The sequence below is a fragment of the Rhizobium giardinii bv. giardinii H152 genome (assembly GCF_000379605.1).
In the GTDB taxonomy this organism is placed as follows: Bacteria; Pseudomonadota; Alphaproteobacteria; order Rhizobiales; family Rhizobiaceae; genus Pararhizobium; species Pararhizobium giardinii.
On sequence record NZ_KB902757.1, the window covers coordinates 23340 to 49508 of the forward strand.

The 26169-nt window shown below is 61.4% G+C and carries 24 protein-coding genes; 13 read left to right on the plus strand and 11 right to left on the minus strand.

Going from position 1 to position 26169, the window contains the following annotated elements; translation table 11 throughout:
- Window positions 1-66 precede the first annotated feature (66 nt).
- Window positions 67-1323 (minus strand): low temperature requirement protein A, encoded by a 1257-nt coding sequence (locus A3AY_RS0133205; RefSeq protein WP_018329974.1) that lies wholly within the window; start codon window positions 1321-1323, stop codon window positions 67-69.
- 401 nt (window positions 1324-1724) lie between these two features.
- Here A3AY_RS0133205 and A3AY_RS0133210 point away from each other — a divergent pair, with 401 nt between their 5' ends.
- From A3AY_RS0133210 to A3AY_RS0133230, 5 genes are all read left to right on the plus strand, one after another.
- A complete protein-coding gene (locus A3AY_RS0133210; protein ID WP_018329975.1) occupies window positions 1725-2855 on the plus strand; it encodes a DUF3734 domain-containing protein in 1131 nt (376 codons plus the stop codon).
- Window positions 2852-3592 carry an acetoacetate decarboxylase gene (locus tag A3AY_RS0133215; protein ID WP_018329976.1) on the plus strand — a complete coding sequence of 247 codons (741 nt, stop codon included), beginning with the start codon at window positions 2852-2854 and terminating at the stop codon, window positions 3590-3592. Before A3AY_RS0133210 ends, A3AY_RS0133215 begins: the two co-directional genes overlap by 4 nt.
- Before the next feature lie 12 nt (window positions 3593-3604).
- A complete protein-coding gene (locus tag A3AY_RS0133220; RefSeq protein ID WP_018329977.1) occupies window positions 3605-4387 on the plus strand; it encodes a 3-hydroxybutyrate dehydrogenase in 783 nt (260 codons plus the stop codon).
- A 205-nt stretch (window positions 4388-4592) separates the two neighbouring features.
- Complete coding sequence (adhP, locus tag A3AY_RS0133225) at window positions 4593-5618, plus strand: alcohol dehydrogenase AdhP (protein WP_018329978.1); 1026 nt, start codon at window positions 4593-4595, stop codon at window positions 5616-5618.
- Between the two features lie 147 nt (window positions 5619-5765).
- The gene (locus A3AY_RS0133230; protein WP_018329979.1) at window positions 5766-6641 is read left to right on the plus strand and encodes a dienelactone hydrolase family protein; all 876 of its coding nucleotides are present in this window, start codon (window positions 5766-5768) and stop codon (window positions 6639-6641) included.
- Between the two features lie 330 nt (window positions 6642-6971).
- Here the strand turns inward: A3AY_RS0133230 and A3AY_RS0133235 are convergent, their stop codons facing one another.
- Complete coding sequence (locus tag A3AY_RS0133235) at window positions 6972-7922, minus strand: LysR substrate-binding domain-containing protein (RefSeq protein WP_018329980.1); 951 nt, start codon at window positions 7920-7922, stop codon at window positions 6972-6974.
- Window positions 7923-8148: 226 nt separating this feature from the next.
- Here A3AY_RS0133235 and A3AY_RS0133240 point away from each other — a divergent pair, with 226 nt between their 5' ends.
- Entirely contained in the window at window positions 8149-8442 is a 294-nt protein-coding gene (locus A3AY_RS0133240) for a DUF1127 domain-containing protein (protein WP_018329981.1), read from the plus strand.
- Between the two features lie 244 nt (window positions 8443-8686).
- Here the strand turns inward: A3AY_RS0133240 and A3AY_RS0133245 are convergent, their stop codons facing one another.
- On the minus strand, window positions 8687-9517 hold the full coding sequence (locus tag A3AY_RS0133245) for a DUF937 domain-containing protein (protein WP_018329982.1): 831 nt from the start codon (window positions 9515-9517) through the stop codon (window positions 8687-8689).
- 191 nt (window positions 9518-9708) lie between these two features.
- Here A3AY_RS0133245 and A3AY_RS0133250 point away from each other — a divergent pair, with 191 nt between their 5' ends.
- The gene (locus A3AY_RS0133250; RefSeq protein WP_018329983.1) at window positions 9709-10140 is read left to right on the plus strand and encodes a GNAT family N-acetyltransferase; all 432 of its coding nucleotides are present in this window, start codon (window positions 9709-9711) and stop codon (window positions 10138-10140) included.
- Between the two features lie 4 nt (window positions 10141-10144).
- Here A3AY_RS0133250 and A3AY_RS0133255 read toward each other — a convergent pair whose 3' ends face one another.
- The 5 genes from A3AY_RS0133255 to A3AY_RS0133275 all read right to left on the minus strand — a co-directional run bounded on the left by A3AY_RS0133255 (window position 10145) and on the right by A3AY_RS0133275 (window position 15594).
- Entirely contained in the window at window positions 10145-11518 is a 1374-nt protein-coding gene (locus A3AY_RS0133255; protein ID WP_018329984.1) for a glutamate--cysteine ligase, read from the minus strand.
- 146 nt (window positions 11519-11664) lie between these two features.
- Entirely contained in the window at window positions 11665-12402 is a 738-nt protein-coding gene (locus A3AY_RS0133260; RefSeq protein ID WP_018329985.1) for a 16S rRNA (uracil(1498)-N(3))-methyltransferase, read from the minus strand.
- Between the two features lie 11 nt (window positions 12403-12413).
- Window positions 12414-13919 (minus strand): inorganic phosphate transporter, encoded by a 1506-nt coding sequence (locus A3AY_RS0133265; RefSeq protein WP_018329986.1) that lies wholly within the window; start codon window positions 13917-13919, stop codon window positions 12414-12416.
- Between the two features lie 92 nt (window positions 13920-14011).
- The gene (locus A3AY_RS0133270) at window positions 14012-14518 is read right to left on the minus strand and encodes an NUDIX hydrolase (RefSeq protein WP_018329987.1); all 507 of its coding nucleotides are present in this window, start codon (window positions 14516-14518) and stop codon (window positions 14012-14014) included.
- A gap of 257 nt (window positions 14519-14775) precedes the next feature.
- Window positions 14776-15594: a FadR/GntR family transcriptional regulator gene (locus tag A3AY_RS0133275; protein ID WP_018329988.1), complete on the minus strand. Its 819-nt coding sequence runs from the start codon at window positions 15592-15594 to the stop codon at window positions 14776-14778.
- Between the two features lie 175 nt (window positions 15595-15769).
- Between A3AY_RS0133275 and A3AY_RS0133280 the strand changes: the two genes are divergently transcribed.
- Both A3AY_RS0133280 and A3AY_RS36855 read left to right on the plus strand, forming a co-directional pair.
- On the plus strand, window positions 15770-17053 hold the full coding sequence (locus A3AY_RS0133280) for a DUF3422 family protein (RefSeq protein WP_018329989.1): 1284 nt from the start codon (window positions 15770-15772) through the stop codon (window positions 17051-17053).
- Between the two features lie 41 nt (window positions 17054-17094).
- Entirely contained in the window at window positions 17095-18561 is a 1467-nt protein-coding gene (locus A3AY_RS36855; protein ID WP_018329990.1) for a DUF6880 family protein, read from the plus strand.
- Here A3AY_RS36855 and A3AY_RS0133290 read toward each other — a convergent pair.
- A complete protein-coding gene (locus A3AY_RS0133290; protein WP_018329991.1) occupies window positions 18509-19405 on the minus strand; it encodes a LysR family transcriptional regulator in 897 nt (298 codons plus the stop codon). The two genes, A3AY_RS36855 and A3AY_RS0133290, sit on opposite strands and share 53 nt — an antisense overlap.
- A 114-nt stretch (window positions 19406-19519) precedes the next feature.
- Between A3AY_RS0133290 and A3AY_RS0133295 the strand changes: the two genes are divergently transcribed.
- From A3AY_RS0133295 to glcF, 3 genes are all read left to right on the plus strand, one after another.
- Window positions 19520-20959, plus strand: coding sequence for an FAD-binding oxidoreductase (locus A3AY_RS0133295; protein WP_018329992.1), 1440 nt, complete (start codon window positions 19520-19522; stop codon window positions 20957-20959).
- Window positions 20956-22161 (plus strand): glycolate oxidase subunit GlcE, encoded by a 1206-nt coding sequence (gene glcE, locus A3AY_RS0133300; RefSeq protein ID WP_018329993.1) that lies wholly within the window; start codon window positions 20956-20958, stop codon window positions 22159-22161. The genes A3AY_RS0133295 and glcE overlap by 4 nt, the downstream gene beginning before the upstream one ends.
- A gap of 94 nt (window positions 22162-22255) precedes the next feature.
- Window positions 22256-23557 (plus strand): glycolate oxidase subunit GlcF, encoded by a 1302-nt coding sequence (gene glcF, locus A3AY_RS0133305; RefSeq protein WP_018329994.1) that lies wholly within the window; start codon window positions 22256-22258, stop codon window positions 23555-23557.
- Window positions 23558-23648: 91 nt separating this feature from the next.
- Here the strand turns inward: glcF and A3AY_RS0133310 are convergent, their stop codons facing one another.
- Together A3AY_RS0133310 and A3AY_RS0133315 are read right to left on the minus strand one after the other, a co-directional pair.
- Window positions 23649-24341 (minus strand): L,D-transpeptidase, encoded by a 693-nt coding sequence (locus A3AY_RS0133310; protein ID WP_018329995.1) that lies wholly within the window; start codon window positions 24339-24341, stop codon window positions 23649-23651.
- A gap of 169 nt (window positions 24342-24510) precedes the next feature.
- The gene (locus A3AY_RS0133315) at window positions 24511-25275 is read right to left on the minus strand and encodes a L,D-transpeptidase (RefSeq protein ID WP_018329996.1); all 765 of its coding nucleotides are present in this window, start codon (window positions 25273-25275) and stop codon (window positions 24511-24513) included.
- A gap of 254 nt (window positions 25276-25529) precedes the next feature.
- On the opposite strand from A3AY_RS0133315, the gene A3AY_RS0133320 reads away from it, so the two are divergent.
- Window positions 25530-26159, plus strand: coding sequence for a DNA-3-methyladenine glycosylase I (locus tag A3AY_RS0133320; RefSeq protein ID WP_018329997.1), 630 nt, complete (start codon window positions 25530-25532; stop codon window positions 26157-26159).
- Window positions 26160-26169 lie beyond the last annotated feature (10 nt).

Genomic DNA, 26169 nt, shown 5'->3' on the forward strand with positions numbered 1-26169 from the left:
AATAGCCTGAGGCGCTACAAGACGTTGGAAAGCGGCGGAGATGTCTTCGCCGCTTTTTTATTGATCTCAATGCCCGAGCGACCGGCGCAGTGCCTCGCTGCCATAATGATGGCCCTTGACCTCATAGCCCAGGACCGGAACGAGCGGCGCGAACATCAGGATGATGAGACAGAGCGTCATGCTGACGCCGGCGGCAGCGCAGGCGACCGAGAGTATGACGATCGCCGTCATGCCGGCCATGAGCCAGAGATAGAACGTTTCCATCTTGCGCAGCAGATAGACGTAGAAACCGAAGATCAGCGATATATAGGCAAAGACCGGTATGGCGACGGTGAGAACCGCCGCCACCGCGCCGATATGGGCCTTGTGCTCGATATAATAGGCGGCGACGTGGAGACCGGCGCCGGTGGCGGCAATGGCGGCGAAGACCAGCATGTTGCCGTAGCCCCAGACGAAGGAACGGTTGCGGAAGACATGCAGCACCCGCCCCGCCGGCAGCAGGAAGTATAGCCACCACATGCCGAATGTCAGGCCGGTGCCGGCAATGCAGACGAGAATGGCGTCGAGGTTCCAGCCCTGTTCGCCGGTGATCGCCGAAATCGACGCGACCGTGCCGACGACGCCTTCGCCGAGCGTGATGATCGCCAGCAGGCCGTAGCGCTCGGCTATGTGATGCGCATGCCAGGGGGTGCCGCCATTCGTGCGTTCGGCGATGACCGGGCCGAGCATTTCGATCAGGGTCAGTGTTACGACACACAGGGCCGTTGCGACCAGCGGCATGTCGATGAAGATGGAGATGACCCAGCCGATCTGGGCGATGGAGATGGCGGTCACGTAGGTGAGGCAGGCCTTGCGCCGCTCCGGGTTCTGCCGGGCAGCCCGCAGCCACTGGAAAATCATCGCTATGCGCATCACGACGTAACCGAGCACCATGACGCTGTTGTTCACATGTTCGCCATGATCGATCGTTTCGAACATCTGCGGCAGGCCGAGCGCGAGGATGAGCACGCCGACCATCTGGATCATGGTGGTCACCCGGTAGACCCAATCGTCGGTGTCGAAGGCGGAGGCGAACCAGGAAAAATTCACCCAGGCCCAGCAGACCGCGAACATCGCAAAGCCGAAGCCCATCAGCCCGGAGGCGTAATGGCCTTCCGCGAGAAAGTGGGCAAGCTGCGAGGCGGCAAGGCCAAAGGCGATGACGAAAGTGAGGTCGAAGAGAAGTTCGAGCGGCGTCGCCACGCGGTGATGCTCATGCGGGTCGCGTCCGGTCATTGCCGAGACATGATGGTGGGGAAGCGGCTCGGCGGCGTTTTCGGACATTCGTATTCCACTCGTCATTGGCGGGCGCTGGTCAAGGCTCCGGTGTTGCAGCATGGACCGAACTTCCCTTATCGGCGAAATGGGAGTCAAGCCGTCCGAGGTTCTGGATTTGGGCCGCCGGCGCCATAATCATCGCCTGGCTGGGCGCTCTTCGCCGCGCATCTCGTCACGTTCTGACCGCGAACCGTCGTCACATTCTGTTGCATTGCGCAGTGCACAAGGCTGGATTATCATCATCACGGCAGGAAGAAGATGCCGCTTGCATTCGACAAGCATTTGAAACAAATAGCATATTGACCTTCGACAGTCTTTCCGCATTACGAAAACTTAATCTGTGAAAACGGAACATCCGCCCGGACGTTGCCTGTTCGCATTCGCAGCATTCCAGAGGTAAGCATCCGGTGAGCACCATTCCGACAGAAAAGACCGTGCTGGTATTTCAGGGCGGCGGCGCTCTCGGCGCCTATCAGGCCGGCGCCTACGAGGCGCTGCACGAGGCCGGTATCCGGCCCGATTGGCTCGCCGGCATCTCGATCGGCTCAATCAATTCGGCGATCATCGCCGGAAGCCCGGTCAACCGCCGCATCGAAAATCTGCGCACCTTCTGGCATCGCGTTTCCTCCGGTCTTTCCGGCCATTTTCTTGGAAACGGCGATGTGATGCGCAAGTGGTTCAACGAATCCTCCGCCTTTTTGGGCTCGCTGACCGGCGTTCCCGGTTTCTTCAAGCCGCGCGCTTTCACCCCTTGGAATATTCCGGGCGATCCGATGGCGGCCATCAGCCTCTACGACACCGCGCCGCTTGCGGAAACGCTTGCCGAACTCGTCGATTTCGACCTGATCAATTCCGGCGCCATCCGTCTCAGCCTCGGTGCCGTCGATGTCGTGAGCGGCAACTTCAACTATTTCGATAATAATGAGTGCGCCTTTTCGGCGAAGCACGTGGCGGCCTCCGGTGCTTTGCCTCCGGGTTTCGCGCCGGTCCAAATCGACGGCCGGTATTATTGGGACGGCGGCATCGTTTCCAACACGCCGTTGCAGCGGATTCTTTCAGGCTCTGAACTGGAAAGCGATCTCTGCATCTTCCAGGTCGACCTGTTCAGCGCGAGGGGCCAGTTGCCGAAGGATCTTTTCGACGTTCAGGCGCGCGAGAAGGAAATCCGCTATTCTAGCCGCACACGCTTGAACACCGACCAGTTCCGCAAGCTGCAAGGCATCCGCATGGCTGCCAAGCGGTTGATGGAAAAGCTGCCGGACGAACTGAAGGACGATCCCGATGCGCAGGTCCTGGAAAAGATCGGCAATGATTGCGCCGTCACGTTGGTGCACCTGATCTATCGCCACGCCGCCTATGAAAGCCAGTCCAAGGACTACGAGTTTTCCCGCCTGTCCGTGGAGGAGCACTGGAAGGCCGGGCATGACGATGTGGTCGAAACGCTGAACCACCCGGATTGGCAGAACCGCACTCGCCCCAGGAATGGCATCCGTGTCTTTGACCTTGCCGAACAACGGCAGCGCAGGAGCAAACCATGAAGATCGAAGATGTGGTCCGCAATGCCTTCGCGATGCCGCTGACCAGCCCGTCCTATCCGCCGGGGCCATACCGCTTCGTCAATCGCGAATACATGATCATTACCTACCGCACCGATCCGCAGGCTTTGCGCCGCGTGGTGCCGGAGCCGCTGCAACTCGGTGAGCCGCTGGTGAAATACGAGTTCATCCGCATGCCCGATTCGACCGGCTTCGGCGACTACACCGAATCCGGCCAGGTCATCCCGGTCACGTATCAGGGTGTGCATGGCGGCTATGTCCACTCCATGTACCTCAACGACGACGCGCCGATCGCCGGCGGTCGGGAGATCTGGGGTTTTCCAAAGAAACTCGCCGAACCCTCGCTGACATCGGTCAAGGATGCACTGGTCGGCACGCTCGACTATGGCGGCCAGCGGGTAGCGACGGCGACGATGGGTTTCAAGCACCGCACGCTCGACGCGGCGAAGGTTCTGGAGACGCTGAAGCAGCCGAATTTCATGCTGAAGATCATGCCGCATGTCGATTGCACGCCGCGCATCTGCGAACTGGTTCGATACTATCTCGAAGACGTGACCGTGAAGGGCGCGTGGGAAGGGCCGGGCGCGCTGGCGCTGTTTCCGCATGCGCTGGCGCCGGTTGCCGATCTGCCGGTGCTTGAAGTCAGATCCGCCGTCCATATTCTCTCGGACCTGACGCTTGGACTCGGCGAAGTGGTCCATGATTATCTTGCAAAATAGGGAGTTAAGTCCATGAAGCTCAAAGACAAGGTCTGCATCGTCACCGGCTCTGCCAGCGGCATCGGCCTGGCGATCGCCAAAAAATACGTGTCGGAAGGCGCCAAGGTCGTCATCGCCGATCTGAAGCTCGAGGCGGCCGAGGCGACGGCGAAAGATCTGACGGCGGCAGGACCGGGCGAGGCGATTGGCCTTGCGATGGACGTCACCAGCGAGGAAGCCGTCAATTCCGGCGTCGCTACGGTCGTAGAAAAATGGGGCAGGGTGGATGTGCTGGTTTCCAATGCCGGCATCCAGATCGTCAACAAGATCGAGGACTATGCATTTTCCGACTGGAAGAAGATGCTTGCCATCCATCTCGACGGCGCCTTCCTCACCACCAAGGCCTGCATCCCGCACATGAAGGCACAGAAGGGCGGCGCGATCATCTATATGGGTTCGGTGCATTCGCACGAGGCTTCGCCGTTGAAATCGGCGTATGTCACGGCCAAGCACGGCCTGCTCGGTCTTGCCCGCGTCGTCGCCAAGGAAGGCGGACCGGACGGCGTGCGCGCCAATGTCATCTGCCCCGGCTTCGTCAAAACGCCGCTCGTCGAGAAGCAGATCCCGGAACAGGCCCAGAGGCTCGGGATGTCCGAGGAGGAGGTCGTCAAGAAAATGATGCTCGGCGGCACCGTCGACACGCAATTCACCACGGTCGATGACGTCGCCGAAGTGGCACTGCTGTTTGCCGGTTTCGAGACCAATGCGCTGACCGGCCAGTCGCTCGTCGTCAGCCACGGCTGGTACATGCAGTAAGACCGGCGGCCGGAAGCGCGGACCCTGCCACGCTTCCGGTTTGTCGCGGTTCTGATACACTTTGAAGATGCAATTTCCGCACCTTTCTCGTGGCTTGACTTTAATCAACGTCGCACCGCTCGTTCTGGTGCACCGTCGCCTTGGCATTGTGCAGGCACTGCAGAGATGCCTTGGACGCCCTTGCGGCAAACAGGAGGACCGGTAGATGACGGCTATGATGAAAGCAGCGGTGGTAAGAGAATTTGGCAAGCCTCTGGCAATAGAGGAGCTTCCGATTCCGGATCCCGGCCCGGACCAAATTCTGGTGCGATACCAGGCGACCGGCGTGTGCCACACGGATTTGCATGCCGCGCAGGGGGATTGGCCGGTTAAACCGAGCCCGCCCTTCATTCCCGGTCATGAAGGAACCGGCTTCGTAGCCAAGGTCGGTGCGAACGTCAGGCGTATCAAGGAAGGTGACCGCGTTGGCGTCCCGTGGCTGCACACGGCCTGCGGCTGCTGCAATCCTTGCCGCACCGGCTGGGAGACGTTGTGCGGTCAACAGCAGAACACCGGCTACTCCGTCAACGGCACCTTTGCCGAATATGGCCTTGCAGATCCCGCTTTCGTCGGACGTTTACCGGATAATCTTGCATTCGGCCCGGCGGCTCCGGTGTTGTGCGCCGGCGTCACAGTTTACAAAGGATTGAAGGAGACCGAAGTCCGGCCGGGCGAGTGGGTGGCTATTTCCGGTGTTGGTGGTCTCGGGCATATGGCTGTCCAGTATGCCAAGGCCATGGGCATGCATGTCGCGGCGGTTGATATTTTCGAGGACAAGCTTGCGCTCGCCAGACAGATGGGCGCGGATCTGATTGTCGACGCACGCCAGAAGGATGCGGTCGATCGCGTCCAGCAGGCCACGGGCGGCGTCCATGGCGCTCTGGTCACCGCTGTCTCGCCCAAGGCGATGGAGCAGGCTTTCGGCTTCCTGCGCTCCAAGGGGACGATGGCGCTGGTCGGCCTGCCGCCGGGTTACATTTCGCTGCCCGTTTTCGAGACCGTGCTCAAGCGCATCACGGTACGCGGCTCGATTGTCGGCACGCGGCAGGATCTCGAGGAGGCGCTGGAATTCGCCGGGGAAGGAAAGGTCGCGGCTCATTTCAGCTGGGATAAGCTCGAAAATATTAACGCTATCTTCGAGCGCATGGAAAAAGGAGCGATCGACGGGCGTATCGTCTTGGATCTGAGCTAGTCTCGTAAATCCTTACGACACTTCCGAACAGATTGGCCGAGGGTTGCCGCGGTCAATCACTTTCGCGTCAATCCACTCCCCATGACCTTGACCCCTGAACCGATGACACAGATTTCTTGTCATCGGTTCAAGCATCAGGAGGAAGTCATGGAAACGCCCGTCATCACCCAGGCGATGATCAACGCCTATGACGAATACACGCATCTGACCCTCGACCGACGATCGTTCATGCAGAAGCTGACGGTGCTGACAGGGTCGGCCGCGAGTGCGGCCGCGATCGCGCCCTTGCTAGCCGCCAACAGCGCACAGGCGGAAATCGTTCCCGAGGCGGATCCTCGTGTGAAGGGCGAGGATATCACCTATCCGGGCGCCGGCGGCGACATGAAGGGCTATCTCGTGCGGCCGGCCGATGCGTCAGGCAAGCTCCCCGCCGTCATCGTCATCCATGAGAACCGCGGGCTCAATCCGCATATCCGCGATGTCGCCCGCCGCATGGCGCTGGAGGGCTTCGTTGCTCTCGCGCCGGATTTGCTTTCGCCCGCTGGCGGCACGCCTTCGGACGAGGACAAGGCGCGCGAAATGATCGGCGCTCTGGATGGCAAGCAGACGGTCGACAATGCCGCGGCAACCGTGGTCTTCCTGCAGGGCAATGATACAACAACCGGCAAGGTGGGGGCGATCGGCTTCTGCTGGGGCGGCGGCATGGTCAACAATCTGGCCGTTGCGTCGCCCGATCTGAAGGCCGGTGTAGCCTATTACGGTGCCCAGCCGCCGGCTGAGGACGTGCCGAAGATCAAGGCGGCGCTGCTCTTGCACTATGCCGGGCTGGACGAGCGCATCAATGCGGGGATCGAAGCCTACAAGAAGGCCCTGACCGACAGCGGCAAGGATTTCACGATCCACGTCTACGACGGCGTCAATCATGCTTTCAACAACGAGACCTCGGCTGCCCGCTATGACAAGAAAGCTGCCGATCTCGCCTGGGGCCGGACGGTGGAGTTTTTGAAGGCGAAGTTGGGCTGACGGTTGCAGGCCTTCACCGGTGCTCTTGCGGTCGCACCCGGGTTTTGAAAGGCTGCTGCTTCAGGTTGGTGGAAAGCCCCAATCAAGCAACGCGGTTAAGGTTACTGCCGGGATGGAATGATTTGCCCAAAAATGGTCAGCTGCGCCATCTTTGGTGACGCTTCGGATTGGAGTATACGATCCATGTCAACCCGTAGTGGCGTGGCTAAATGACCAAAGCATATTGCATCAGGCATTTACGGCTGTGTTTTTGGGGCCGGGTATCAATATTGGGGAATACAAAAAGGCCGCGCTTCGAAGGAGGCACGGCCTTTTTGTTTTAGCGTGGGCTTACCAGCCGGGCAGCATATGGCTCTGGCGCAGCCGCGGGTAGCGCGGAAAGTTCTTCATGTCGCCATCCAGATCATCGGTCGCTGACGTCGGCGTGATGTTGTCGAGACAGGCGGTGATGTGATTGGTGATCGCATTCGACAGCGACGGCGACAGGCCGGGCCGCTTCATGATGCCGATCTGTACCGGCGCCAGCGCCGGGAAGCCGTCGGCCTGGGTCAGCACCTTCATGCCGGTGCGCAGCGCCGATTCCGGCAGTACCGACACCGCCATGCCGGCGAGCACTGCCGCCGCGACAACGGTCGATGACCAGCTGGTGAACAGGATGTTGTATTCCTTGCCGGTCGCATCAAGCGCCGAGCAGGCGGCCTGCCGCCACAGGCAGTCGCGTTTTCCCACGGCGAGCGGCACCGGCGCGTTTTCCGGCAGCGGGTGGTTGATCGAGCTCACCCAGCAGAGCGGTTCGGTCCGCACCACATCCGAGGCGCGGGCGCGCGGGTTGTGGGTGACGAGCGCGATATCGAGATCGCCCTTGGCCATCTTCTCGGCGAGGTCCACCGAGGGCTCGCAGACGATGAAGAGTTCGACGTTCGGATGGGTCTTGGCGAAGCGGACGATGATCTCCGGCATGTAGCGGTCGGCGTAGTCGTCGGGCGTGCCGATCCGCAGCGTTCCTTCCAGCCGGTTGTCGTCAAACGAGGCGATCGCCTCGTTGTTGAGACGAATCATCCGCCGCGCGAAGTTCAGGAGGCGATCGCCCTCCGTCGTCAGCCGGTTGCCGCGGCCGTCCTTCGCAAAGAGCTGCTTACCAATCCGTTCCTCCAGCCGGCGCATCTGCATCGAGACGGCAGACTGGGTCTTGAAGACCCGGTCGGCCGCCTTGGTGAAGCTGCCGGTATCCGCGATGGCAACAAAAGTCTGAAGCTGGTCGATATCGAGTGGTGCGGACATGTCCACGCTCCCAAAGGTTACTCATAAAATTGTTTGATGAATATCATTAGAAACATTCGTTGGACTGATCAATAAGGATTTGCGAATCTGACCCTGCAAACGACATCAATCACCGCTTCGGCCCGCATGTGGCGAAGCCGAACCATCATCAAGTTTCGACCCTCCCCCGCGCCGACCTCCCTGCGGCGGGACGGGTCGCTTCGTGCCTGAAAAAAGGAGCAGTATCATGCGCACGACCGACCACACTCTCGATCTAACCCTCACCGGGAAGCTGTCCGCGACGTCCCGCCAGACGGGGCTGACGGGCGTGCTGAAATCGGTATGGCGTCTTCTGCGAAACCGAAAAGCGATCGGCAGCCTGAACGACCTCGATGATCATCAGTTGCTCGATATGGGACTCTGCCGCGAAGAAGTGCACGAGGCGCTGACCTCGTCGTTTTTCGACGATCCCGGCCGTTATCTGGCGCAGGCGTCGCGCAATCGGACGAACACGTTTTACAGGAATGCGCGTCTCGATTGACGGATGCATTCGCTGCGGAATTCCTGAGCGACAGGTCAGGGCTTTCCGCAGCAGTTGAAAGTTTTGTTGCGCGCCTCAGACGTTGAAAGACGTTCCGCGCGACAGGAACGCGCAGCCGCCTCTGTGCGTTACCGTTCCCCGCAGGGTTAGAGCCAATTGCCCTGCTGCTTGCCCGGTGTGCGGTCCCCAAGGCCGGCACCGGGCTTTTTTGTTTGAGGGGTCTGACCGCCTCCACCGCTCTCGATCAGGCGGAGGTGTTTTTCCGATAGGTATCGAACAGACTGTCGATGCTCTTTTGATATTCCTTCTGCGCCTCGATGCCGCTGTCGAACATCGTGTTGAACATCTCGGTAAAGGGCGCCGTCGGATCCTTGTCGGCCGGTTTCTTTTCGGGCTCCTTCGCCGCCGAACCGCCGCTCATCATGTCCTGGAACGCCTTGATGAAGGGGTTCGCGGCGAACATGTCGGGTGCAGGCTCCTGCTTTTGTTCGGGCTTGGCCATGCCGAAGAAATTCTGCATGGCCTGCGTGAAGGGATTGTCGAAGGGATTGGGTGCCGGTTCCGGCTTCTTGGTAAATCCGGATGCCTCCAGCCAAGGCTTCATCATCGCTTCCATCGGCGTGTTGGCAAAGGGGTTGTGCGCGCCGCTCATCTGCCCGGAGGCTTGCTTGAACAGTCCGCCCATGATCGCGCTCGCCATCACCGGCAACATCTGCTTGTAGATTTCCTGCCCGATGCCGGTCATCTGGGCTGCCTGCGCGGCGATCGCCCGCGACATCTCCTTGGAGCCGAAAAGCTGATCGAGAATGCCGTTGCCATCGGCCATGCCCTGCGGCGTGAAGGCCTTGCTCATGTCCTCGAAATACGGCGCATAGTTGCCGCTGGACATGGCGGTCAGGAAGGCGCCGAAATCATAGGGGTTGGTGGCGTTGCGCTTGAACGCGGTGGAGAAGGCCGGCATCAGCGCGGCGGTCGCCTTGGCCATCTGTTCCTGGGCAAGGCCGAATTGCTTGGCCATCACGTCAATGGCATTGCCGTTCTGCGCCTGCATCATCATGTCAAAAAGCGGAATCATCTCCAGTCCTCTCCTGCGGGCGATACGACGCATGTCGTTGCACTATAACGGGAAAAAGCGGGCTGGGAACGTTTTTTATTAGCCGGGACAGACGCAGTGCCAATGCGGCTCGCCCGGGCGAGGCCGTCGACACTCCCAAAGCGAGCTGGTGGTGCTATTGATAGGCGCCATTTTGAAGATCGGACAAACACATGAAGCCGCCCATCATCGAGGTCATTGCCGAAAATCCCGCGCCGGAGCACTGTGCAGCAATCGTTGCGCCGCTCGCCGCGTACAATCAGGCAAGGAAGGGCTCAGTCGAGGAGAAGGCGGATTTCGCGATCCTCATCCGCGAGCCTGACACGCAAGAGGTCGTCGGCGGCCTTTACGGCGTGGACGGCTATGGCTGGGCTTTTGTCAAATATCTGGCGATAGCGGATGAGTATCGCGGCCAGGGGCTTGGCTCGCGCCTGATCCAGGAAGCCGAGACCCTTGCCCGCGCGCGCGGGTATATCGGCGTCTGGCTGGATACGTTCGAGTTCCAGGCTAGGCCTTTCTACGAAAAGCTCGGCTATCAGGTGTTCGGCGAGCTTGAAGGCGGGCCGAACGCCATTCCCCGGTACTTCCTGAAGAAACGCTTCTAGCGGCTCAATACTGGTACTCGGTGAAAACCGGATCGACCGAGCGGTTCCAGCGGCCATTGTAAAGCGAAAGCAAATCCTCGGCGAGCGTCGCCTTCTTTGCCAACACCTCATCCAGCGGCGCAAGGAAGATGCTTTCATCGACCTCGTCGCCGTTCAGCCGGTTGCGGTTCTTCAGGCCGAGGCGGGAAATCGACAGGACCTCGCGGGCGATGTCGAACAGCGGAGCGCCCCTGTGCGTCGCAGCCAGCGCCTTCGCCGGCACCGCGTCGCGCATGGCGATCGTATCTTCATAGGTCCACGAGTGCGTCAGGTCCTCGGCCGCATCGAGCGCTGCATCGTCATAAAGCAGACCGACCCAGAAGGCCGGCAGCGCGCAGATGCGCCGCCACGGCCCGCCGTCGGCGCCGCGCATCTCGAGGAAGCGCTTCAGCCGCACGTCGGGGAACAGCGTCGAGAGATGATTGGTCCAGTCGCCCATATTGGGCTGCCAGTCGGCGAGTTCGCCCTTCAAGGCGCCGTTCATGAACTGGCGGAAGGTGACGTGCGTACAGTCGTGGTAGCGGCCGTCGCGCACGACGAAATACATCGGCACGTCGAGCGCCCATTTGACATAATCCTCGAAGCCGAAATCCGCGTTGAATGCGGCAGGCAATACGCCGGCGCGCTGGTTGTCGGTGTCGCGCCAGATACTGCCGCGCCAGGAGAGCAGTCCGTTCGGCTTGCCGTCGGTGAAAGGCGAGCTGGCAAACAGCGCCGTCGACAACGGCTGCAGCTTCAGTGACACCTGCATCTTGCGGCGCATGTCCTCTTCGGAGGAGAAGTCGAGATTCACCTGGATCGTGCAGGTGCGGTACATCATGTCCAGCCCCTGGGTGCCGACCTTCGGCATGTAGCGGCTCATGATGTCGTAGCGGGATTTTGGCATGCGCGGCGTTTCCGCGAACGTCCATTTCGGCGAACCGCCGATGCCGAGGAAACGGATACCGAGCGGCTCGGCGATCTCGCGCAGCACGGCCAAATGCTGGTTGGATTCCTTGCAGGTCTGGTGCAGGTTTTCGAGCGGCGCGCCCGAAAGCTCGAACTGGCCGCCGGGCTCCAGCGAGATCGCGCCCAGGCCGGACTGTTCGGCAAGCCCGATGATATTGCCGGCGTCGATGATCGGCTCCCAGCCGCTCTTTTCCGCCATCCCGTTCAGAAGCGCCGAGATGCTGGCCTCGCCGAAATAGGGCACAGGGCTGTTGTCGGCCTTGAAGAAGGCGAACTTCTCGTGCTCGGTTCCGATGCGGAACCTGTCCTTCGGCTTGTTGCCCTGGGCGAGATATTCGGTCAGGTCTGCGATGGAACTGACCGGCGTCTGGTCGGTGGTATCTCTGGCCATGGGCGTCTTCTTTTGAACAGGCGGAACCTGCCGGACGGCAGATATCAGGAGGGTGATTGAACCGGATTGAGGTGTGGTGCAAGCAAAATTGTTTCAAGGCTGGTTCAAATTTTCAACACCTTGCCGGCGCCAAAAAGACACAGTCGCTACCGCCAGTCGCCAATAGCGGCCTGGATAACGGCCATGGCCGCGACTGCCGCGGTATCGGCTCGAAGGATCCGCGGCCCGAGCGGTATGGCGGTGACGAAGTCGAGGCTGCGCAGCAAGGTGCGCTCTGCATCGGAAAAGCCGCCTTCCGGGCCGATCAGCAGAGCCAGCCTCATCTCTTTCACGGACGCAAGGATCGGCAGCGGATTTTGTCCGGCATCTCCCTCGTCGCAGAAGATGATGCGCCGTTCCTTTGGCCAGGCCTCCAGGACATCTTCCAGCTTGCGGGGCTCAAGCACCTGCGGAATGCCGAGCACGCCGCATTGCTCGGCCGCTTCGATGACATTGGCCCGGACCCGGTCCATGCTGGTGATCTTGCCCTGCACGTGCTGCGTCATCACCGGCTGCAGCAACCCGGCGCCCATTTCGACGGCCTTCTGGACGAGATAATCGAGCCTGCCGACCTTTAGCGGCGCGAACAGGTAGTGAAGGTCACAGGGCGCCGGCTGCGGCCGCGTCTGCTCGGTTGCGGTCAAGAGCAGGCGCTTCTTGCTCGGCAAGGAAAGCTCCGCCCGCCATTCGCCGTCGCGGCCGTTGAAGACGAGAACGGCATCGCCTGCTTCAAAGCGCAGTACGTTGACGAGGTAGTTGAACTGTTCCTTGGCCGCTTCGTAAACGGCGCCCATGGAGAGTGGCGCGTCGATGAAAAGCCGCTGCATGCGGAAATTGGCACGCATTGTCAGATCCTTTAGATGAACAGCGCCGCGAGGATAGAGTAGACGACTGCTGAAAGCATTGCCGAAAACGGGACAGTGATGATCCACGCTGCAACGATCGTCATGAAGTGCGATCGCCGCACCAGCCGGCGCCGGTGCAACTCCTCCGGGCTGTGCGCAACACGCCGTTCGAAATCCATGTGCCCGGTCTTCTGGCGAACATATTCAAGGCGCCGCTTGGAGTTGCGGGTATACCACTCACGGAAAAAGCCGATCCCGAACACCGCCCCGACGGCCGTATGCGTGGTCGATACAGGCAAGCCGAGTGAGGTTGCCAGAAGGACGGTAATCGCCGTCGCAAAGGCGACGCAATAGGCACGCATCGGATTGAGCTTGGTGATCTCCTCGCCGACGACACGGATCAGTTTTGGTCCGAACAGAAGCAGGCCGCAGGAAATACCGAGTGCGCCGATCAGCATGACCCAGAGCGGCACACGGGCTGTTTCGAGGATTGCTAGACCATTGACGTTTGCCACGATCGCCGAGAGCGGGCCGACGGCATTCGAGACGTCGTTGGCGCCATGGGCGAAGGACAAAAGGGCTGCCGAAAGAATCAGTGGCATTTGAAACAGCTTGCGCAGCGACTGGTTGCGGTTATCGAGCCCCTGAGCTTGGCGGATGATCCATGGCCTGGCCGCAGCTATGGTGAGGGCGAACACGGCCAGGCCGATCAGGATGCCGTTGACCACGGAGACGTTGACGACTTTTTCAAGCCCGATCACCGCAAGATAAGCGGCAAAGGCCCCGGTCATCGCGGCGATCAGGATGGGGGTCCAGAAGATCGCCGCATCGATCTTGTCTTCCCGGTAGATGATAAAGGTCTTGACGAACGCAAGGAGCAGCGCCGCGATGCCGCCGCCGAGGATGGGAGAGACCATCCAGCTTGCCGTTATGCCGGCAAGCGATACCCAGTGCACGGCGGAAAAGCCTGCCGCGGCGACACCCGCGCCGAGGATACTGCCGACGATCGAGTGGGTGGTGGAAATCGGTGCGCCGGACCAAGTGGCGATGTTGATCCACACGGCCGCCGACATCAATGCCGCCATCATCACCCAGACGAAGGAAAGGCCCGCCGGCATCTGGGCAGCGTCGACAATGGCGGCCTCGACGGTGGAGACGACGCGGCCGCCGGCAAACACGGCTCCGGCTACCTCGAAGACAGCAGCGATGACAAGCGCTGCCGTCATCGTGATCGCCCGCGACCCGACCGCCGCGCCGACATTGTTGGTGACGTCGTTGGCGCCGATATTCATCGCCATGTAGCCGGCGATCGCGGCGGCGGCAATGATGATCAGGTAACCCGGCTGCTCGGACACATAGGCAGCGGCAAAAATCATGCTGACGATCAGGAAGAGAAGGCCAAGGCCAACGCCCGCCCAAGGCTTCAGGACATGCTGGGTGGCCTGTTCAGCCAGCGTGACCTTGTCCAGATACTCGTCGAGCGTCGGTTTTTCGAGGCGCGGGCGCGGCTTTGCCACCGTCTGTTCTCCGGTTCATGCCGCAAAGGCGCTGGAAGGCGCAGCGGGATCAGACGTAGCTCGCGTCAGGCTATCCATGTGAGGTCTGGAGCTTATTGTGCCACCGCCTGCGGGAGCGGGTTCATGGTGGCAAGCAGACGCTGTTCAAAGCCCAGAATGATATCCTTGAGCATCGGCTCGGCAACGCGATTGGCGGCTTCCGAAAAGCTTACCCATTCTATCTTCCGGGCGCCCTTTTCGGGGAAATTCTTCTGCATGTTGAGGACGACCAGCGGATAGACCTGCACCATGCATTCGACCTTCAGGCCGGAATCCATGGCTTTGTCGTATACATAGAAACCGATCCGCACTGGATCGGCATCGCCTTTCACTCCAGCCTCTTCATAGGCCTCGCGTGCGGCGGCTTCATGACACATCTTGCCTTCCATGGGCCAACCCTTGGGGATGACCCAGCGACCCGTGTCACGGCTGGTAATGAGCAGCATTTCCGGCGCCGCGCTCTTCTTCTTGAACCGATAACACAGCGCTGCACATTGCATTCTCACCGGACGGCGGAACATCAGGCGTACATCTGCGGCTATGCGATTCAGAATGTTCAACGTCGGGGCATCCCTTCAAAAAAGAATCAATCAATCTGCAATATCGCTTGATTATGCTCGCTTTATGCGGCCTGTAAACGAGCAGATTTTATGAAACACATATAGTATTCGCACCGCCCCTATGAAGCGGGGCGGAGGCGTGCAAGGCGCGCAATTTAGTGAGATTGCGCGGCCAAAATGTGCCGTTCGCGTCCTTTTAGGGCATGTTTGCGGCATTGGCGAGATGCCTACAGAAATTATTTAGCGGTCGCTGTTTATCAGGAAGGTGATGGCCTGGCCGGAGAAGCGCCGGTCTGGCCGCCCCGCTGTTGCAGCCGCAGTTGCGAAATGCGCGCCCATTCCCCCGTCCGTTCTGCCTCGCGGGTTGCCGTGATGATGAAATCGATATGCGCCTGTGCCGCCTCCCGCGCTGCCTGTGCATCACCGGCCATGATGGCCTCGTAGATGGCTTCGTGCTGGGCGAGCAGTTTGTCACCTGCACCCGGCGCGGCGAACAGCATCTCGCGGCTGAAGAAGATGCCGCCGCTCAGCAGCCGGTAGCAGGCCCTCAGCGTATGCAGCAGGATGATGTTGTGGGCCGCTTCGCCGATGGCGCTGTGCAGTTCGACATCGGTCTTGAGCCCGCCTTCGGCCGAACCTGCGAGATGCGCGGCGCGCATCTCTTCCATGATGCGCGTCAACATTTCCTTGTCGAAGCGGGTGGCGCGCCGGGCCGCAAACTCGGCCGTCATGCCCTCCAGTTCGCGGCGATATTCGAGATAATCCTGCGTCGCCTTCTGGTGCCGGCCAATCAGTTCGATCACCGGCTTGGAAAAGATCTGGCCGATGACATCCGCCACGAAGGTGCCGCCGCCGTGATGGCTGATAAGCAGTCCGCGTGCCTCCAGTTCCTTCAACGCCTCGCGTAAAATGGGCCGGGACACGTCGAACCGGCGCGACAACTCCCTTTCGCTTGGCAGCCGCTCGTTGTCGCGCAACACGCCTTCGAGAATCAGGAGTTCGATCTGCTGGATGATTTCGGCGGATGTCCGGCTGTGAGGGATGCGGGCATAGGCATCAATGGTGTCGTCGGTCACGGCGGCTCTCCTTGGCGCCAATCTAGTCACCTGCGCCAAAGTGGTCAATTTCTTTAGCCACTTTGCGAAAAAGTTCTCGGGAACAAAGTTGCAGCTGCGTCAAAGCGTCCTTTCCTTTTTGCTCCACCTGTTGATAAGAGGGTTCTGATTGACGCGTGAGAGGGGAAAACGCCTCATGGGCAAGGGCAGTTTTGCATTTCCGTCGGCACCGGCCCGCGCGCAGGCGCTGGGCGAGATCCATTCGCGTCCCTATGCGCTGGTGACATCGCCGCGAGTCATCTTCCAACTTGCCTTCATGACGGACGGCGGCTCTGCCGTCGATCACGCCGTCCTGTCCGAACTGTCGCGCGCCCGCGGCGTCTCGCCGCCGAGTCGCGAAGCCAACCATCACGCCATGTCCTGGGGGCAGGGCACGCTGCGCTGGGAGCGGCATACCGAATTTTCGACCTATTTCTGGGACGGCGTCATTCCCGACCGTTTCGGCGGCGAGGTGATCACCCACCCGTTTGGCGATGGTTTTTCCCCACCCGGAAACCTGATTTCCGGCATCCGCCTCGAGATCCGGCCGGATACGGAAGAAACCCGCGCGGCGATGAGCGCGTTTGACCCGACCAGTCTCTGTTACAGCGACGTCAAGAACGGTCAGGCCGTGGTGCTCACCGATTTCCGCCAGAACGGTGACGGGCTGACGCAGATCCTTGTCATCGACCGGGGCATGACGGAGGCGGGAACCGGTGCGCTGGTACAGCGACTGCTCGACATCGAGACTTACCGGACGCTCGCCATGCTCGGCCTGCCTTTGGCGCAATCACTGTCGCCGGATATCCGCCGCATCGAAGACGGGCTGACCGGCGTCACCCAGAAGATGCGCGGCAGCGTCCGCGAAAAGGCCGATGAGATGCTTGCCGAGATCACGCTGCTCGCGGCAGAACTGGAGGCGGGCGCTGCCCTCAGCCTCTACCGGTTCGGCGCCAGCCGCGCCTATTACGGCATCGTCCAGGAGCGTATCCGCTCGCTGACGGAGACCGGTGTGCCGGGTTACGAAACCCTCGGCACCTTTCTCGAAAGGCGGCTGGCTCCGGCCATGCGCACCTGTCAGTCGGTCGAAGAACGTCAGGCCAACCTGTCGCGCAAGCTGACGCGTGCGACCGCTCTGCTCAGAAGCTGGGTCGATGTCGAACTGGAACGGCAAAACAGCGTTCTGCTCAATTCCATGGATCGCCGCGCCAAGCTGCAGCTGCGGTTGCAGCAGACTGTCGAGGGCCTGTCGGTCGCCGCCATTTCCTATTATGTCGTCGGCCTGTTCGGCTATCTGGCAAAGGCTTTGGAAAGTGAGGGGCTGCCGGTGAAATCCAGCGTGCTCACAGGTCTCTTCGTACCCGTCGCCGTCATCTCCATGTGGCTCATCGTCCGCTCGATCCGCAAGCATCATGCAGACGAAGACCGGGAAATCCTTTAGGTCTAAGACCGTATCGAAAAAGATTTGGTCTGTTCAAATCCATGGCGAAAGCGGCAAAGAAGGCGAAACTGGACAAGGATGGGCTGACGGTGCTCGGCCTTGAAAGGCTCGTGCAGATCGCGCTGGATGAAGCCGCGCTCAATCCGTCCTTCAAAAAGCGCTTGAATGCGGCCCTTGCCGGCATCGGCGGCGCCGCGGCCGTCGCAAAGCTGATCGACAGCCGTCTCGCCATGCTGGAAAAAGCCCGCACGCGCATCCGCTGGCAGAAGGAGCGCGCCTTCGGCAACGATCTGGAAAGTATCTCGGCCAGCATTGTCAAGGAGTTCGGCGCAGTTGACCCCGGCATGGCGCTGGAGCGGTTGATCCGCTTCGTGCTCGGTTACGAGGGCATTGCCGAGCGCGTCAACGATTCCAGCGGGCGCATTGCGGGAATTTACGGTCAGGCCTGCGAAGCTGCCGGGCGATTGGCGCAGATGGTGCCGACCGATCAGCAGCCGCATATTCCCGCGCTGATCACGCCGGCCCTCGATGGGGTGGACTATCACGGGTTCAACACGCTGCTGGCGGTGCAGGTCGCCGCCGCGCTGCCGCCGGACGTACTGAAAGTGTGGGATGAAGCGCTTGCCGCGGCTATGGAAATACCGGCTGGAACGTCCATTCTGCCCGCCATCGTTTATGTGCGCCGCGCCATTGCCGATGCGCGCGGTGATCTCGACAGCTATGTGGCAATCGAGGAAGCCCTGCCGGAACCTTTGCGCGAGCCGACCATCATCGCCGAACGGTTGCACGCTGCGGGCCGCTATGCGGAGGCGTTGATCTGGGTTCGCAAACACCGCAAGTCCAGGATCGGCTTTGCCCGTCGCGCCGATATCATGAGAGGCGATTTAAAGGCGCTCCCGGATAGGGACCGGCTGGAGGCCGCCATTCTCGACGGTCTGAAGGATCGTTCCGCTTCGCAGGCACTGCGCTGGAAGATCTTCGAGCAAGGGCTCGACGTCGGCATCCTGCGGGAATATATCGCCAAGGCCGGTGATTTCGAGGAATTCGAGGCGCTCGACAAGGCCTTCGCTTTCGTGGAAGCGCACCCCAGTCCCCATGCTGCGCTGCGGTTCTATCTGTCATGGCCACGGCTCGATCTCGCGGCGCGCTATGTCGTCGCAAGAGCCGACGCCTGGGAGGGGGAGTTCCATGAATTTCTTCGGCCCGCTGCCGAGGCCTTCGAGGAGGATCACCCGGCTGCGGCAACCGTTCTCTACCGGACCCTGCTCGAGCGGATCATCGGCCGGGGCCCGTCTGAGGCCTATGGGTACGGTGCTGCCTATCTTGCAAGGCTCTCGGCGCTCGCCGCGCGCCTTGGCGGCAATGACGGATTGATGTCCCATGATGCCTTTGTTGCCGGCCTGCGAAAGGAGTACGGCAGCAGATATCGATTCTGGGAGCTTGTCCCGCCGGAAATTACCGTTCCCAATAGGGCTGCGGCCCGTAGAGCCCCGCCAGATAATCGATGAACAGCCTCACCTTGGCCGGCAGGAACTGGCGGCTGGGGTAGAGGGCGGAGACGAAGAGATTGCTGGAGCCCTCCCAGGCAGGCAAGACCTGCAGCAGCCTGCCGGACTTCAGGTCGCCACCGATATCCCAGGTCGAGCGCAGTGCAATGCCGGCGCCGGAGAGCACGGCTTCGCGCACGACTTCCGACGAATTGGTGATCAGCCGGCCCTGCGGCTTGTAGCTCAGCGACCCCTGCCGGCTTTCCAGCTTCCAGGTGTCGTGGTTGTGCTGGCGCAGGCAGACATGCCGGCCGAGATCATCGACGGTTTCCGGAATGCCGTAACGCTCGATATAGCTGGGCGAGGCGCAGAGGATGCGTCGCACCGGCACCAGCTTACGTGCCACGAGGCTGGAATCGTCGAGTTCGCCGATGCGGATGGCCAGATCGAAACCTTCCGCGACGATGTCGGTGAACTCGTCCGACAAAACGATGTTCACGACAAGTTCGGTATGCATCTCAAGGAAGTGGGCCAGATGCGGCGCGACATGCATGCGGCCGAAGGAGGTCGGCGCCGTGACACGAAGCGTTCCCTGCGGCTGGCCGGAGCGGCCGGAGGCGAAGGCCTCGGCATCCTCGACGCCGGCCAGAACGCCGAGCACGCGATCGTAAAAGCCTTGGCCCGCCTCGGTGAGCGAAATCTGCCGCGTCGTGCGCTGCAGTAGCCGCGTGCCGAGCCGGTCTTCCAGCCGCTTGATGCGCTTGGAGATGACGGTAGGCGAAAAACCGAGCGCGCGGCCGGCGGCCGACATGCTGCCGGTCGCTACGACGCGGGTGAAGACCTCGAGATCGCCCAGGTTTGTCATCAATCTTGACCATTGTTTCGAAAACGGAAAAACTGATTAACATTTGCTGCGTCGTCGTGGTAGTGGTAAAGAAAAAATACCAATCTCGCATCGAGGACGAACCAGGAGGCCGAAATGCCGGAGACGATCGCCTTTCTGGAACCGAAGCAAAGCGTCCTTTCCCGCCGCGCGGCGATCATCGAAGACCTCGCGGACCTTCTGCCCCGCGACTGCCTGATCAGTGAGCGGCGCGGGCTGGTACCCTTCGAAACGGATGCTTTCATCGCCTATCGCCAGGTGCCGCTTGCCGTTGTCCTGCCGGAAACGACGGCTGAGGTGGCGGCAGTGCTGAGATATTGCAGCCGCTACGGCATTCCCGTCGTGCCGCGCGGTGCCGGCACATCGCTGTCCGGCGGGGCGATCCCTCAGGCGGATGCGGTGGTGATCGGCCTGTCGAAGATGTCGCGCATTCTCGATATCGATTTCGCCAACCGCACGGCCACGGTTCAGGCCGGTGTGACCAACCTCAATATTTCCGAAGCCGTTTCGGCCGACGGATTCTTCTATGCGCCGGACCCGAGTTCGCAGCTTGCCTGCACCATCGGCGGCAATATCGGCATGAATTCCGGCGGCGCCCACTGCCTGAAATACGGTGTGACGACCAACAATCTGCTCGGCGTGAAGATGGTGCTGTTTGACGGAACGGTGATCGAACTCGGCGGCAAGGCGCTGGATGCGCCGGGCTATGACCTGCTTGGCCTCGTCTGTGGCTCCGAAGGCCAGCTCGGCATCGTGACCGAGGCGACGGTACGGCTAATCGCCAAGCCGGAAGGGGCGCGCCCGGTGCTCTTCGGCTTTCCTTCCTCGGAAGAAGCCGGTTCCTGCGTCGCCGAAGTCATCGGTTCCGGTATCATCCCGGTCGCCATCGAATTCATGGACAAGCCGGCAATCAGCATCTGCGAGGCCTTCGCGCATGCAGGCTACCCGATGGACGTCGAAGCGTTGTTGATCGTCGAGGTCGAGGGCTCGGAAGCCGAGATGGAGGCGATGCTTTCGAACATCATCGAGATCGCCCGCCGCCATGGCGTCTCGACGATCAAGGAGAGCCAGTCGGCGACAGAGGCGGCGCTGATCTGGAAGGGCCGCAAATCGGCTTTCGGCGCCACCGGCCGCATTGCCGACTATATCTGCATGGACGGCACGGTGCCGCTCGGCCAGCTCTCCCATGTGCTGAAGAAAACCAGCGAGATCATCGACGGATACGGCCTGCGCGTTGCCAACGTCTTTCACGCCGGCGACGGCAACATGCATCCGCTCATTCTCTACAACATCAACGATCCGGAAGATGCCGCGCGCGCGGAAGCTGCGGGCAATGATATCCTCAAGCTCTGCGTCGATGCGGGCGGCTGCCTTACCGGCGAACATGGCGTCGGCATCGAAAAGCGCGACCTGATGCTGCATCAGTTCAGCCAGGCCGATCTCGACCAGCAGATGGCCGCCCGCGCCGCCTTCGACCCGCAATGGATCATGAATCCTTCCAAGGTCTTTCCGCTCGAAGGACGTCCTGCCGCATGATCCCGATATTCGAGCCGGAAACCGAAGCGGAAGCGGCCGGTATCGTCGCCACCATCGCCCGCAATGACCTGACGCTGAAGATAGAGGGCGGCGGAACGCGCTCCGGTCTCGGCAATCCGGTGGCCGCCGACCGGCTCCTCTCGACGCGAAAACTGTCGGGGATCGTTTCGTACAATCCGGCCGAGATGACCATGACCACGAAGGCCGGGACGCCTGTCGCCGAGATCGAGGCAATGCTTGTTGAAAACCGCCAGATGCTCGCCTTCGAGCCGCTCGACCATCGCGGCGTCATGGCGACCGTGGGCGAACCGACGATCGGCGGCGTCTTCGCCACCAACGCTTCCGGCCCCCGCCGCCTGGTGGCGGGTGCTGCACGGGACCACCTGCTCGGCATCCGGTTCGCCAATGGCGCTGGCGAGGTCATCAAGTCCGGAGGCAGGGTGATGAAGAACGTCACCGGGCTCGATCTCGTCAAGCTGCTCTGTGGTTCGCACGGCACTTTGGGGCTTCTGACGGAAGTCACGTTTAAGGTTCTGCCGCTGCCGCCGGCCTCGGCGACGATCGTCGTGTCCGGGCTGGATGATGCGCAAGCCGCAGCCGCCATGGCGCGGGCAATGGCTCTGCCGGTCGAGGTTTCGGGTGCGGCACACCTGCCCGAAAGCGTCCGATCGCGTTTTCTCGGTGGCGGTCTGCCGGACGGCCCGGCAACGGTGCTGAGACTCGAGGGGCTGGCCGCTTCCGTTGTCGTCCGCCGCGAAAAGCTCGTTGCCGCCTTCGCATCGATCGCTCCTGTTGCCGTTCTCGATCACGACGCGACAACATCCCTCTGGCGGGAAGTCCGCGACGTAAAACCCTATGCGGATGCCACGCAAAAGCCGCTCTGGCGTGTTTCCGTCGCCCCCTCCGCCGGCCAGCATCTGGTCGCAGCCCTTCGGCTGGAAGCCGGCGTCGATGCCTTTTACGATTGGCAGGGCGGCCTCGTCTGGCTGCGCATGGAGGCCGACGCCGAGGCAGATCTGCTGCGCCGTTACATCAAGGGCCTCGGTGGCGGACATGCGGCGCTGGTGTGGGCTTCCGATGCCATTCGCGCGAGGACGCCGGCGTTTGAACCGGAAGCTCCGGCAGTTGCCGCGCTGTCGGCACGATTGAAACATAAGTTCGATCCCAAGGGGATTTTCAATCCGGGGAAGATGGGTTTTTGAGTATGACGCGCATCCCGAATACCCCCCTTGAGGGGGAGATGTCACGAAGTGACAGAGGGGGGTATCTCTCCTCCAATGCGGGGGCTTGTTGCTGATGCAAACCAACTTCACCGCCGCCCAGCTCGCCGATCCGCATGTCGCCGAATCCGAATCGATCCTGCGCAAATGCGTGCATTGCGGCTTCTGCACGGCCACCTGTCCGACCTATGTGACGCTCGGCAACGAGCTCGACAGCCCGCGCGGGCGCATCTACCTGATCAAGGACATGCTGGAAAACGGCCGCCCGGCGGACGAGGAAGTGGTCACCCATATCGACCGCTGCCTGTCCTGCCTTGCCTGCATGACCACCTGTCCGTCCGGCGTGAACTATATGCATCTGGTCGATCACGCCCGCGTCCATATCGAAAACATCTACAAGAGGCCGCTGAAAGATCGGCTGGTGCGGGCCACGCTGGCGGCGGTCCTGCCCTATCCCTCACGCTTCCGTCTGGCGCTCAAGGCTGCCCGCCTCGGCCGGCCCTTTGCAGCGTTGCTGAGACGGGTGCCGCCGCTTAAGGCCTTTGGCGTCATGCTCGATCTGGCGCCGCGTCGCATTGCGCCACCGTCCAACGCAGCGCAGCCGGGAACACGGGCGGCAGGCGCTGAAAAGCGCGGCCGCGTCGCCATACTCACGGGCTGCGCCCAACCGGTGCTGAAGCCGGAAATCAACGAGGCGACGATCCGGCTTCTGACGCGGCTCGGTGTCGAGGTCGTGGTGCCGGAGGGCGAGGGCTGTTGCGGAGCGCTCGTCCATCACATGGGCCGCGAGGAACAGGCGCTCGTCTCTGCTCGCCGCAATGTCGACGCCTGGATCAAGGCGGCCGACGAAGGCGGGCTGGACGCGATCGTCATCACCGCCTCCGGCTGCGGCACGACCATCAAGGATTACGGCCACATGCTGCGCCTCGATCCTGCCTATGCGGAAAAGGCCGCACGGGTGTCGGCGCTGGCAAAGGACATCACGGAATATCTGACAAGCCTCGATCTGCCGCGGCAGGAGGCGAAAAACATGACGGTCGCCTACCACTCGGCCTGCTCGATGCAGCACGGCCAGAAGATTACCGTGGCGCCGAAGCTGTTGTTGAAAAACGCCGGCTTTACGGTCCGCGATCCCGCGGAGGGGCATCTCTGTTGCGGTTCGGCCGGAACCTACAACATCCTGCAGCCGGAGATTTCGGCGACGCTGAAGGCGCGCAAGGTCAAGAACATCGAGGCGACCAAGGCCGATATCGTCGCCACCGGCAATATCGGCTGCATCACCCAGATCGCCACCGGCACGAGGATGCCGATCCTGCACACGGTGGAACTGCTCGACTGGGCCTATGGCGGTGAAAAGCCGGCCTTGCTTCAGAAGTGAACGGCACGTCGACGGTGTGGCGGGTCCGAACCGGCAAACAAAAAAGCGCCCGCCGAAGCGGACGCCTTCGATAACTCTCAGTGCCGAGTGATCAGCCGCCGAAGATGGTGCGCAGGATGTCCACGCCGCGATCGTCATAGGAAACATCGCCCTGCTTGTTGCCGGGGCCGATGACGATGACCTTGGTGCCGATGTCGGCACGCTCGTAGAGATGTTCGACATCCTTGTTCATCATGCGGATGCAGCCCGAAGACATGTTCTGGCCGATCGTCCAGGGCTGGTTGGTGCCATGGATGCGGAATCCGGAATCGCTCTTGCCCTTGTAGAGGTAGAGCGCCCGGGCGCCGAGCGGATTGTCGATGCCGCCTTCCTGGTAGGCCGGCAGGATGCGGCCATTCTTGCGTTCGCGGATGATCATTTCCGGCGGCGGCGTCCACCCCGGCCATTCCGCCTTGCGCTGCACCTTGACGACGCCCGACCAGCCGAAGCCTTCGCGACCGACGCCGATGCCGTAGCGGGTGGCCCTGTTCGGACCCTCGATGTAATAGAGGTACTTATTGTTGGTATCGACGATGATGGTGCCGGGCGCCTCATCGGTCGAGAGCCGCACCTTCGTGCGCCAGAATTTCTTCGCCGGCTTCTTTTCCATCGCCACCAGCGTCACGTCCGGCGTGGACTGCGTGGCTGCGGCCTGATTCGGCATGAAGGCCGAAGCGCTCGACGCGCCGAAAGTAACAGCGGCCGCAAACCCGATTGCGGCCAATGTCTGCAAGGCATAGTTCATCGACAGATTTCCCTCATCCGGTCCCAAGCTGGGGCACGCTATTCAATATTGCGTTTTACGCAAGTCTAACGCGTCTTGGATAGAGGAAATCGGGTCGTTATACCTGTTACGTCGGGAGCTGCTGTTGCTGAAAGGCCACGTATTGGCTCCTCGGCGGTTAAGCGACGGCTTAGATCACGACGACCTTGGTACCGATTTTGACGCGCTCGTAGAGGTCGACCACGTCCTCGTTGCGCATGCGGATGCAGCCGGACGAGACGGCAAATCCGATCGACCAGGGAGCGTTGGTGCCGTGGATGCGGTAGAGCGTCGAGCCGAGATACATGGCGCGGGCGCCGAGCGGATTGGCCGGGCCGCCCTCCATGGTGGCTGGCAGATAATGTCCCTTGGCCGCTTCACGGGCGATCATTTCGGATGGCGGCGTCCAGACCGGCCACTCGGATTTGCGGGTCACCTTGTGGACGCCGGCCCATTCGAAGCCCGGCTTGCCGACGCCGACGCCGTAGCGCCGCGCTTGCCCCTTGCCGGTGACGAGATAGAGGAAGCGGCTGTTGGTATCGATGACGATCGTGCCCGGCTTTTCCTGCGTTTCATAGGCAACCGTTTGGGGCAGGAATTGCGGATCGAGCTGGCGCTGCACCGGCTTCTGGGCGCGGGTCATGGCGACCGGTTGCGCGACGGCAACGCCGGAGCGCTTGACGCGGCGCTGGAACAAATACTGTTTTCGGGTGGCGCGCTCGCTCTGAACGTCTATAGGGCGCTGCTGACGGTAGACGACGGGCTGAACGCTGCCGCCGAGCTGGGTGACCCAGGGGGCGGTTAGATCCGGGCTGATGATGACCGGCGGGCGGTTCTGATAGCGGTCCTGTGCTTCCGCAAGGCTGGAAAATGCAACGAACAGGGACGTGGCAAGGATCAGGGTTTTCTTCATCATCGGGCGGACTCGCTACCTTTCGCCGGAACTGTCTCATAGCTCCGCCGTCCGCCGGGCTGGCGGATGGCGGGTGGGGATAGGAACGCCAAGAGAGGCTTGGCGGAATGGGGTGATCGTGGCAGGGGGGAGCGACCGAATGGTAAATAGCGGTTCATTAAAAGGCATTCGGCAAGGTAAAGCTTTGGGTAGGGTTATCGTCCGCTTTCGGACTATGGTTGGCAAATGGTAAAGCACCGAAAAGCAGGGAGAAACGCGTGACGGCAAGGGGTATAATCACCGGCGAGGACGGTCGCGACCGCTGCGCCTGGCATGCCAATCTGGAAGATTACCAGCGTTATCATGACGACGAGTGGGGCCGGCCAATGGCCGACGATATCCGGCTGTTCGAGAAGATCTGCCTCGAAGGGTTCCAGTCTGGCCTGTCCTGGCTGACCATCCTCAGAAAGCGTGAAGCCTTCCGCGCCGCCTTCGCGGGGTTCGACTTCGATGTGGTCGCCACCTTCGGTAACGCCGATGTCGAACGCTGTCTCGCGGACACCGGCATCGTCCGGCATCGCGGCAAGATCGTCTCGACGATCAACAATGCGAAGCGCGCGCAGGAATTGAGGGCCGAATTCGGCACGCTGGCGCGCTATTTCTGGAGCCATGAGCCGGGCGCAAACGAGCGGCCGAAGGCCGTCACCTATGAGACGATAGCCGCCAATCCGACGACGCCGACCTCCGTCATGATATCCAAGGATCTGAAAAAGCGCGGCTGGACCTTCGTCGGCCCGACCACGGTCTATGCCTTCATGCAGGCAATGGGTCTGGTCAACGACCATGTCGAAGGCTGTTGCTGCCGGGAACAGATCGAGCAGATGCGGGCATCTTTCGTGCGCCCGTAAACCGCTCTCG